Below are 373 nucleotides of genomic sequence, written 5' to 3'. Positions count from 1 at the left end.
TATTAACTATGTCATGTAATGACAAATTATGTTCTGATACAGCTCTTAATTATATGTATACTTATAATTCAGCAAATAATATAGAAACACTTTTATATAATAAAGTTGATGATGCTAAAGATATATTTTCATACGATCAAAAAATCAATCCTTTTAAAGAATATAATCCGTATTTTAAGATTATGATTAATAATGACTTTTATTTAACCTTATCCCAAAATAATCCAGTACGTATGGATTATTATTATAATGGTAATCTTGAAGAATCAATCATTTATAACATTACCTATGATAATGATAATTATCCTTTAACCATCGAAGGAAAAGATGCCGTTACAGGTGAATTTAAGATTTCTTATGCATTCGAATATCG

At 24.4% G+C, this 373-nt stretch carries 1 protein-coding gene; it reads left to right on the top strand.

The window, feature by feature from the left end; all coding sequences use genetic code 11:
* Positions 1-8: 8 nt before the first annotated feature.
* Positions 9-373, top strand: a 365-nt coding sequence (locus C4S77_RS03025) for a hypothetical protein (RefSeq protein WP_146106028.1), incomplete at its 3' end; no start/stop codon positions are given.

The sequence above is a fragment of the Apibacter adventoris genome (assembly GCF_002964975.1).
GTDB lineage: Bacteria > Bacteroidota > Bacteroidia > Flavobacteriales > Weeksellaceae > Apibacter > Apibacter adventoris.
Note: the sequence above shows the minus strand (reverse complement) of the source record. Positions and strands in the feature narration are given on the sequence as shown.